The organism is Rhizobium sp. NZLR1b (assembly GCF_019685155.1).
Lineage (GTDB): Bacteria > Pseudomonadota > Alphaproteobacteria > Rhizobiales > Rhizobiaceae > Rhizobium.
On sequence record NZ_JABDWC010000036.1, the window covers coordinates 40,018 to 49,164 of the forward strand.

Sequence of the window (9,147 nt, forward strand, 5' to 3'; positions counted from 1 at the left end):
TTTTTGCAAGCATTTTGAAACCCGGCGCCTGCGCCGGGTTTATCGTTTCATGCATCGCTGAAGTCATCGCCCCATTCAGGGAATGGCGAAGAGCAGCGAGATGAACAAGCCGAAAAAGATGATCAGGCCGACGCGATTGTTCGACTTGAAGAGCGCCAGGCATTGGCCGGCATCATCGATATCGAGGCGGAGGATCTGCCAGGCGAACATGCCGGCGGCCCCGAGCAGCGCCAGGAACGCGATGATATTGGCGCCGGCAAGAACGAAAGCGATAAACATCAGCACCAGCGTCAGTCCATAAAGGCCGATCAGCCATTGCCTCGTCCTGTCGCCGAACAGCCGCGCGGTGGAGCGGACGCCGATCAGTTCGTCGTCCTCCTTGTCCTGATGGGCGTAAATCGTGTCGTAACCGATCGTCCAGGCGACGGAGGCGGCGTAGAGCAGGATGGCGGCAAAGGAGAGGCCGCCCAAAATGCCGGCCCAGCCCATCAGCGCGCCCCAGGAGAAGGCAAGCCCCAGATAGAATTGCGGCCAGTCGGTAAACCGTTTGGCGAAGGGATAAAACGCTACGATCCCGAGCGAAAGCACGCCGAGGAAAACGGTCAGCCAGTTGAACTGCAAGAGCACCAAGAGGCCGACCAGCGCCTGCAGGCCGATGAAGATCTTCGCGTGGGCGCGCGTAACGCGGCCCGAGGGGAGCGGACGCGAACGGGTGCGCGCCACTTCCATGTCGATTTCGTGATCGACGAGATCGTTATAGGTGCAGCCGGCGCCGCGCATGGCGACCGCGCCGATGAAATAGAGCAAAAGGTGAGACACCAGCAGACTGCCGGAATAGAGGCCCTCGCCGATCGCCGCATTGGCGGCAAGGGTTGCCGACCAGAAACACGGCCACATCAACAACTGCCAGCCGATCGGGCGATCCCACCGCGCAAGCTGGGCATAAGGCCAGAGCCACTGCGGCAGGATCCGATAGACCCAGTTGTCGGAAGGTGCGTCGGAAACGCGATCGTTGAAGTCGCCGGTATCTTGCATGCCGCCATCTAGCGACCGGCCGGCGATCCGGTCAAGAAGCGATCTCTTTGTCTCATGCATGTCGTTATCCCGGAACCGCTACACACTTCCGGGCGACTCTGGCTCTTGTCTTATGCATGTCGTTATCCCGGAACCGCTGCACACTTCCGGGCGACATGCATTCGATCACTGCAGGGAGAAATTGAACTTGTAGGTCGCCGAAACGCCGATCAGCACCTGGTTCTTCGAGCCGCGGTCTCGCACCAGGCTGCTGTCGGCGGCGGGACCAGCCAGCCGCTTATATTCGAGGAAGGAGCTTGCCGAGAGGTTTTCGGTCGCCTTCCAGGTCAGGGCGGCACCCGCGCCATAGGACTGGATGCCCGACGATGGCTTGTAGGGATCAAGGCCGCTTGCGGCGGCGTGCTTGGCGCTGACGCCGTAATAGGCGTCGTAATAGCCGCTTGTCGCAAATGTCGCGCGCGGGCCGCCTGACAGCTGCAGGTCGGGCGCGATATCGGTGAAGGCATCGACCGCGAGATCGGCGACGACGCCGTCGTATGAGCGGATGCCCTGACGGACTTCGGCACGGGCGCGCAAGAAATCGGTCGGATAGACTTCGACGAAACCACCGGCTTCGGCACCCCACTTGACCTTCTTCAAGCCCTTCAGCTCATGGCCGTCGCCGTCATCGCGCGACGGCACGAACCTGCCGACGATACCAGCGCGGAAGGCGCCCTTGTCGATGAGGGCGAAGGACGGATTGTCGTTGCGCGAGGAAAAACGCGGGCCGGCGCCTTGGCGGCCGACCGAGATCAGCGGGCTGAACTTGAATTCATTATGCGACGAGCCCTCGAATTTCGGGGCGGAGAAGCCTGCGACACCGACGCTCAGATACCAGTCGCCGGACCAGAAATGCTGGCCGCTTTCCTGCGCCGCCGCCGAACCAAAGGAAAAAAGGCCAATAGCCAAAGAGATCGATACGACTGACCGATGAGACACGTCCGCACTCCAGAAAACGCAAAAACAAAGCCGCGGAGGGCGGCGATGGCTACACTTATCGCGAGGTCGTTACCCCAATGTTAACCACGGTGAACAAAGGACGCTAATGGGAGTCGTGCCGTGTGGCCCACACGGCTGATGGCATCTGCTATCGAATTCCGCAAACCCGCTCCCCCCAGATGCCCTACCTCTGGTTCCACCGGCGAATGACCGGCTCCGTCAGATCGTGTTCGTAACCGAGCACGCTGATAGAAGCCGTATCGAGCACGAAATGGGCGCCGCCTTCCGGCGGCAGGCCGAGCCAGCGGGCGGCGAGCACGCGCAGGAAATGCGAGCTGGAGAAGATCAGGATGGTGCCAGCCGCTTGGCGAAGCGCATGGATGATTGCGTCGGCGCGGGCGCCGACATCGGTGGCGAACTCTCCATTCGGGCAGCCGTCGCGAAAGAGCTGCCAGCCGGGGCGCTCAGCCAGGATCGCCTTGGTGGTGATGCCTTCATAAGCACCGTAATCCCATTCGGCGAGATCCTCCTTGATCACTGCGCCCGGCCCGAAACCGGCAAGCACGCAGGTCTTGCGGGCCCGCGCCGAGGGGCTCGACCAGACGGCGGAGAAGGCGTGACCGGCGAGCCGTTCGGCAAGTTTGCCGGCGGCGTCCTCGCCGTTCGCCGTCAGCGGAATATCGCTGCGTCCGGTATGGCGCCCGGACAGGCTCCATTCGGTTTCGCCATGGCGGACGAGATAGATTTCGGGAAACGCACTGCTCATCCGCAGTCCTTTCATTGTGGCCGGCTTTCATTGTGACCGGCACAAGTGCTGCCGCTCAGAACGCCACCTTTTCCAGCGGTGCGCGCCTTGCCTCGAATTCCTTCAGCTTGGCCTCGTTCCGCGCGATGTAATTGCGGTTGTCGGGAACGGCGAATTGGTTCTTGGCGATCTGGATCTGCAGGATGAAGAGTTCGTCCCAGCGGAAACCGATTTCGGAACCGGCCAGATAGAATTCCCACATGCGGAAGAACTGCTCGTCGTAAAGCGCCACCGCTTCGGCCTTGCGCGCCACGAAACGCTCGCGCCAATGGCGCAGCGTATAGGCATAATGCATCGGCAGGATTTCGACATCCTTGACCAGCAGCCCGGCCTTTTCGAGCGGCGGCACGACTTCGCCGACGGAAGGGATATAGCCGCCCGGGAAGATGTAGCGCTCGATGAAGGCATTGGTGCCGAAGCTCGGCTTCGGACGGCCGATCGAATGCAGCACCATGACGCCGTTGTCGTCGAGCAGGTCCGATACCTTGCGAAAGAAATTGCCGTAATTGCCGATACCGACATGTTCGAACATGCCGACCGAAACGATGCGGTCGAATTTCCTGCCCGTCATGGTGCGGTAGTCCTGCAGCTCGAAACGCACACGCTCGGACAGACCGCGCTTTTCGGCGCGGCCGCGTGAGACCTTGAGCTGCTCTTCGCTCAGCGTGATGCCGGTGAAATCGGCTCCTTCGGTCGCTTCCGTCAGATACATGCCCATACCGCCCCAGCCGGAGCCGATCTCCAGGATGCGCTGGTTCGGCTCGAGCAGAAGCTTGGCGGCGATATGGCGTTTCTTGGCAAGCTGCGCCTCGTCGAGACCGATGTCTGGTGGTTCGAAATAGGCGCATGAATATTGCCAGTCCTCGTCGAGGAACAGATCGAAAAGTTTGGCCGACAGGTCGTAGTGATGGGCGACGTTGTGCTTGTTGCGATTGCCAGGCATGCGGCTCTTCACCTGCTGCCAGGCAATGCGGCCAACGAGCAACATTGCCATCTTGAAATCGAAGATCTCGTTGGTGGTGTTCTGCTTCACCAGCGACAGGAAATCGTAAATGTTGCCCTGTTCGAGAATGAACCGGCCTTGCATATACATTTCGCCAAGCTTCATTGTCGGGTCGCGCCGGATGGCGTCCTCGGCCTCCTGATCGGCAAGACGGGCAGCGACGGATTCACCGGTGCCGTCGCCGATCATGTGGGTTTCGCCATTGGCAAGGGTAAGTTTCAACGAACCCTTGCGGATGATCTGCTGGACGATCGATAGGAAAGCCGACGCCATGGACGCCTCGCAAATGTGACAGAATGGTCACATCAACTTAGTCGCTCTCTTTCGCCTTACAAGCGCCGGATTTAGCACTCCGCTCAGAACGTTGCCAAACTGTTGCATTTTTGCCGAAATACCGGCTAAACTCTTATTTTCGCTTCATGGCTTCGGCAAGAGCCGCGCCGAAAGCACCCTGGCTTTCCGGTTTCGGGGCCGCAGGACGGCGCTCGTTCTGGGGTTTGGAAGCCTGGTTTCCGCGAGAATCACCCCGCTGCGCAGGTGCCGAAGAACCGTCGTCGCGTTTCATCGAGAGAGCGATCCGCTTGCGCTTGGCATCGACCTCGACGACGCGCACCTTGACGACGTCACCCGCCTTGACGACCTCGTGGGGATCCTTGACAAAGCGATCGGCAAGCTGCGACAGATGCACCAGACCATCCTGGTGCACACCGATATCGACGAAGGCGCCGAAGGCGGCGACATTGGTCACCGTGCCTTCCAGCACCATGCCGGGCTTGAGGTCGGAAATTTCGTTGATGCCCTCGGCGAAGGTCGCGGTCTTGAAACTCGGACGCGGGTCGCGACCCGGCTTTTCCAGCTCCGAGATGATGTCCCTGACCGTTGGCAGACCAAATTTCTCGTCGATGAACTGGCGCGGATCGACCGATTTCAGCACCGCACTATCGCCCATCAACGCGCGCAGATCACGGCCGCAGGCGGCGACGATCTTCTTGGCGACGCCGTAGGCCTCCGGATGCACGGAGGAGGCGTCGAGCGGCTCCTTGCCGTTGGGGATGCGCAGGAAGCCGGCGCATTGCTCAAAGGTGCGGCCGCCGAGCCTGGCGACCTTCATGAGGTCCCGCCGGGTCTCGAAACGGCCCTCGCTGTCGCGGTGGCGGACAATGGCATCGGCAATCGACGGGCCGAGACCGGAGACGCGGGAAAGCAGCGGCGCAGAGGCGGTGTTGAGATCGACGCCGACGGCGTTGACCGCGTCTTCGACCACTGCATCCAGCGAGCGCGACAGCTTTTGCTGGTCGACGTCGTGCTGATACTGGCCGACGCCGATCGACTTCGGCTCGATCTTGACCAGTTCGGCCAAGGGATCCTGCAGGCGCCGGGCGATGGAGACGGCGCCGCGCAACGATACGTCGAGATCGGGAAACTCCGCCGCTGCGGTCGCCGAGGCGGAATAGACCGAGGCGCCGGCTTCCGAAACGATGACCTTGGTCGGCTTCGGCGCCGGCAACTCGGCCAGCATGTCGGCCACCAGCTTTTCGGTTTCGCGGCTACCGGTGCCGTTGCCGATCGAGATCAGCTCGACATTGTGCTTGCGGATCAGCGATGCGAGTTCGACCTGGGCGCCGCGCACGTCGTTCCTCGGCTGGAAGGGATAGACGGTCGAGGTCGCGATCACCTTGCCGGTGCCGTCGACGACGGCGACCTTGACGCCGGTGCGGATGCCGGGATCGAGACCCATCGTCGCGCGCGAGCCGGCAGGGGCTGCCAACAGCAGATCCTTGAGATTGCGGGCGAAGACATGGATCGCCTCCTCTTCGGCCCTTTCGCGCAGTTCGCGCATCAGGTCGAGCGAGAGCGACATGGAAAGTTTGACGCGCCAGGCCCAGCTTGCGACCTCCATCAACCAGCGGTCGGCGGGGCGGCTCGCCCCGATCTCGTAGGCTGACGCAATCATGCGTTCGACCGGCTTGTTCGGAGAGGCGGTCTCGGCGTCGGCCTCGATCGTCAGCGTCAGCACCTCCTCATTCCAGCCGCGCAGCATGGCGAGCGCGCGGTGGCCGGGGGCGGTCGCCCAGCGTTCGGAATGGTCGAAATAATCGGAGAACTTCTCGCCCGTCGCCTGCTTGCCGTCGACGACCCTGGCCTTCAGCAGCGAAGCCTGGCGCATATGGGCGCGCAATCTGCCGAGCAGGTCGGCATTTTCAGCAATGCCTTCGGCGATGATGTCGCGGGCGCCTTCGAGCGCCGTCTTCACATCGGGCACGTCAGCAGTAATGAAGCCTTCGGCGAGCACCGCCGGCTCCCGGCCGCGGTCGGAAAGAATGGTCTCGGCAAGCGGGCCGAGGCCGCGTTCGCGGGCAATTTCGGCGCGGGTGCGGCGCTTCGGCTTGTAGGGCAGATAGAGGTCTTCGAGTTCGGCTTTGGTCTCGGCACCAGCCACCTTCACCCTCAGCTCATCGGTCATCTTGCCCTGGCCCGCAATCGATTCGACGATCGTATCGCGGCGGGCTTCGAGTTCGCGCAGATAGACCAGCCGTTCGGCAAGATTGCGCAGCTGCGTGTCATCCAGCCCGCCGGTCACTTCCTTGCGGTAGCGGGCGATGAAGGGCACGGTGGCGCCCTCGTCGAGCAGCTCGATGGCGGCTTTGGCCTGTTCGGGACGGGCGCTGATTTCGGCCGAGATGCGAGCTGCGAGAAAACGGAGGTCAGCGGCCATGAGGTTTCCTGGGATTTCCTGTTTCGACGAAAGTTGCGGGACCATAGCGGCGAAAAGCGGCAAGGCAATGTTGGAGTTAACAGACAGGTGCCGATCCACAGGAAAGCATGCCGGAAAGGCGGCGATTTTGCGGTTGTGCAGATACGCCATTTTTTGCTAGCAGAAGCAACGTTTTGACCCGGCGCCCCTGCCACCTCTCCCCTGTCGCGGGGGCCAAGGAAATTCGACATGCCAAACCTTCTTCTCGAACTCCGCTCCGAAGAGATTCCGGCCCGCATGCAGCGCAAGGCTGCCGGCGACCTCAAGAAGCTCGTCACCGATGCGCTAGTCGAAGCCGGTCTGTCCTATGAGGGCGCACGCGAATACTGGACGCCGCGGCGGCTTGCGCTCGACATTCACGGTCTGACGGCGCGCTCGGCCGATGTGCGCGAGGAGCGCAAGGGGCCGCGCACCGACGCCAACGAGAAGGCGATCGAAGGCTTTCTGCGCGGCGCCGGCCTTTCGTCGGTCTCCGAGGCGCAGGTGGTGAGCGATCCGAAGAAGGGCGATTTCTACGTCGCGGTCATCTCCAGGCCGGGCCGCGCGGCCGAAGAGATCGTCGCCGAGGTGATGCCCGGCATCATCCGCGATTTTCCCTGGCCGAAGTCGATGCGCTGGGGCAAGGCCTCCACGAGACCCGGCGCGCTGCGCTGGGTGCGGCCGCTGCAGTCGATCGTCTGCACCTTCGGCCCGGAGCATGAGGAGACTACCGTCATCCCCTTCGAGATCGACGGTATCACCGCTTCCAACATCACCTTTGGCCATCGCTTCCACGCGCCCGAGCCGATCACCGTGCGGCGCTTCGACGACTATGCGGCGAACCTGGAGAGGGCCAAGGTCATCCTCGACGCCGAGCGGCGCAAGGACATCATCCTGCACGACGCCCGCGACATCGCCTTCGCCAATGGGCTGGAGCTGGTAGAAGACGAAGGTCTGCTGGAGGAAGTCTCCGGCCTCGTCGAATGGCCGCAGGTGCTGATGGGCAGCTTCGAGGAGGACTATCTCTCCATCCCCTCCGAGATCATCCGGCTGACGATCAAGACCAACCAGAAGTGCTTCGTCACGCGCAAACCGGGTGAGGAAACGCTGTCGAACAAGTTCATCCTGGTTGCCAATATCCAGGCGATCGACGGCGGCAAGGAAATCGTCCACGGCAACGGCAAGGTGGTGCGGGCCCGGCTTTCGGATGCGCTGCATTTCTGGAAGCGCGATCAGGGCGACCTGCCGGATCTGGAGACGCTTGAGGCTTCCGCAAAGAAATTCGATCTCGACCTGAAGAAGCCGCTCGACCAGCGCATGGCCAAGCTCGATGCGCTCGACGTGACCTTCCATGCCAAACTCGGCACGCAGGGGGCGCGCGTTTCGCGCATCCGGGCGCTGGCCAAGGAATTGGCCAAGATCATCGGCGCGGATGCGGCGCTCGCCGATCGCGCCGCGGTGCTCGCCAAGGCCGATCTTCGCACCGAAGCCGTCGGCGAATTCCCGGAACTGCAGGGCTTGATGGGCCGCAAATATGCGGTGCTTCAGGGTGAGGATGCCTCCGTTGCCGCAGCGATCGAGGACCATTACAAGCCGCAGGGTCCGTCGGATCGCGTGCCGGAGGACAAGGTGGCGATCACCATTGCGCTTGCCGACAAGCTCGACACGCTGACCGGCTTCTGGGCGATCGACGAAAAGCCGACCGGCTCGAAGGATCCGTTCGCACTGCGGCGTGCGGCACTCGGTGTCGTCCGTATCCTGCTGGAGCGAAGGGTCCGCCTGCCGCTGGTGGCGACGACCAAGGACGCCGATCTGCTCTCCTTCTTCCATGACCGTCTCAAGGTCTATCTGCGCGACCAGGGCGCCCGCTACGACCTCATCGACGCCGTGCTGACAGCCGATGCCGACGATCTGTTGATGGTGGCACGCCGCGTCGAAGCGCTGACCGCCTTCATCACCTCCGAGGATGGCAAAAACCTGCTTGCCGGCACCAAGCGGGCGACGCAGCTGCTCGCTGCCGAGGAAAAGAAGGGCACCGTGATCGCCGATGGCGTTTCGGCAGCGCTGCTGAAGCTCGACGCCGAGAAGGAGCTGTTTTCGGCGATTTCAGGCGCCTCTAAGGATGCTTCGAACGCCGTCGCCGGCGAGGACTTCCGCTCGGCGATGGAGGCGCTTTCCAAGCTGCGCGGCCCGGTCGACCGCTTCTTTGAAGGGGTTCTCGTCAACGACGAGGACGCCGCCATCCGCGCCAACCGCCTCGCCTTGCTCCGGCTGATCCGTGCGGCGACGGGAACGGTCGCGGATTTTTCGAAGATCTCGGGGTAAGAACAGGGGTTCGGCTGTCCGGTTAGAGCCGAAATCTGCCCCTCACCCTAACCCTCTCCCCGTAAACGGCGCGAGGGGACTTGCCCCGCGAGGGGTAGATGGGGACGGAGAGGTCGCGGCATGTCCCCCTTCGCCCCGCAAGCGGGGAGAGCGACTGTCTTATTTGTCAAGCGTTTTGCCATGGTCGTCCGTCCCTGATGATGGCATTGAGGATGGTGAGCAGCTTGCGCATAGTTGCGACGGTTGCGACGATCTTGGGCTTGCCGG

General features: G+C 62.5%; 6 protein-coding genes and 1 pseudogene. 1 reads left to right on the forward strand and 6 read right to left on the reverse strand.

What is annotated here, in order from left to right:
* Positions 1 to 75: 75 nt before the first annotated feature.
* The 5 genes from ubiA to HJB84_RS31590 form a co-directional block, all read right to left on the reverse strand.
* The gene (ubiA, locus tag HJB84_RS31570; protein WP_221117827.1) at positions 76 to 1,035 is read right to left on the reverse strand and encodes a 4-hydroxybenzoate octaprenyltransferase; all 960 of its coding nucleotides are present in this window, start codon (positions 1,033 to 1,035) and stop codon (positions 76 to 78) included.
* Between the two features lie 165 nt (positions 1,036 to 1,200).
* A complete protein-coding gene (locus HJB84_RS31575; RefSeq protein WP_207583162.1) occupies positions 1,201 to 2,013 on the reverse strand; it encodes a MipA/OmpV family protein in 813 nt (270 codons plus the stop codon).
* A 184-nt stretch (positions 2,014 to 2,197) separates the two neighbouring features.
* The gene (locus HJB84_RS31580) at positions 2,198 to 2,779 is read right to left on the reverse strand and encodes a histidine phosphatase family protein (RefSeq protein ID WP_221117826.1); all 582 of its coding nucleotides are present in this window, start codon (positions 2,777 to 2,779) and stop codon (positions 2,198 to 2,200) included.
* Positions 2,780 to 2,834: 55 nt separating this feature from the next.
* On the reverse strand, positions 2,835 to 4,094 hold the full coding sequence (locus HJB84_RS31585) for a cyclopropane-fatty-acyl-phospholipid synthase family protein (RefSeq protein WP_207583156.1): 1,260 nt from the start codon (positions 4,092 to 4,094) through the stop codon (positions 2,835 to 2,837).
* Between the two features lie 133 nt (positions 4,095 to 4,227).
* The gene (locus tag HJB84_RS31590) at positions 4,228 to 6,537 is read right to left on the reverse strand and encodes a Tex family protein (RefSeq protein WP_207583155.1); all 2,310 of its coding nucleotides are present in this window, start codon (positions 6,535 to 6,537) and stop codon (positions 4,228 to 4,230) included.
* A gap of 228 nt (positions 6,538 to 6,765) precedes the next feature.
* On the opposite strand from HJB84_RS31590, the gene glyS reads away from it, so the two are divergent.
* A complete protein-coding gene (gene glyS, locus HJB84_RS31595; protein ID WP_207583154.1) occupies positions 6,766 to 8,880 on the forward strand; it encodes a glycine--tRNA ligase subunit beta in 2,115 nt (704 codons plus the stop codon).
* A gap of 166 nt (positions 8,881 to 9,046) precedes the next feature.
* Here glyS and HJB84_RS31600 read toward each other — a convergent pair.
* A pseudogene (locus tag HJB84_RS31600) lies at positions 9,047 to 9,147 on the reverse strand (IS110 family transposase); the annotation flags it as partial.

Coding starts and splice junctions, on each gene's coding strand:
- ubiA (WP_221117827.1), bottom strand. CDS start 1,035: ATGCAAGATACCGGCGACTTCAACGATCGCGTTTCCGACGCACCTTCC.
- HJB84_RS31580 (WP_221117826.1), bottom strand. CDS start 2,779: ATGAGCAGTGCGTTTCCCGAAATCTATCTCGTCCGCCATGGCGAAACC.
- HJB84_RS31585 (WP_207583156.1), bottom strand. CDS start 4,094: ATGGCGTCGGCTTTCCTATCGATCGTCCAGCAGATCATCCGCAAGGGT.
- HJB84_RS31590 (WP_207583155.1), bottom strand. CDS start 6,537: ATGGCCGCTGACCTCCGTTTTCTCGCAGCTCGCATCTCGGCCGAAATC.
- glyS (WP_207583154.1), top strand. CDS start 6,766: ATGCCAAACCTTCTTCTCGAACTCCGCTCCGAAGAGATTCCGGCCCGC.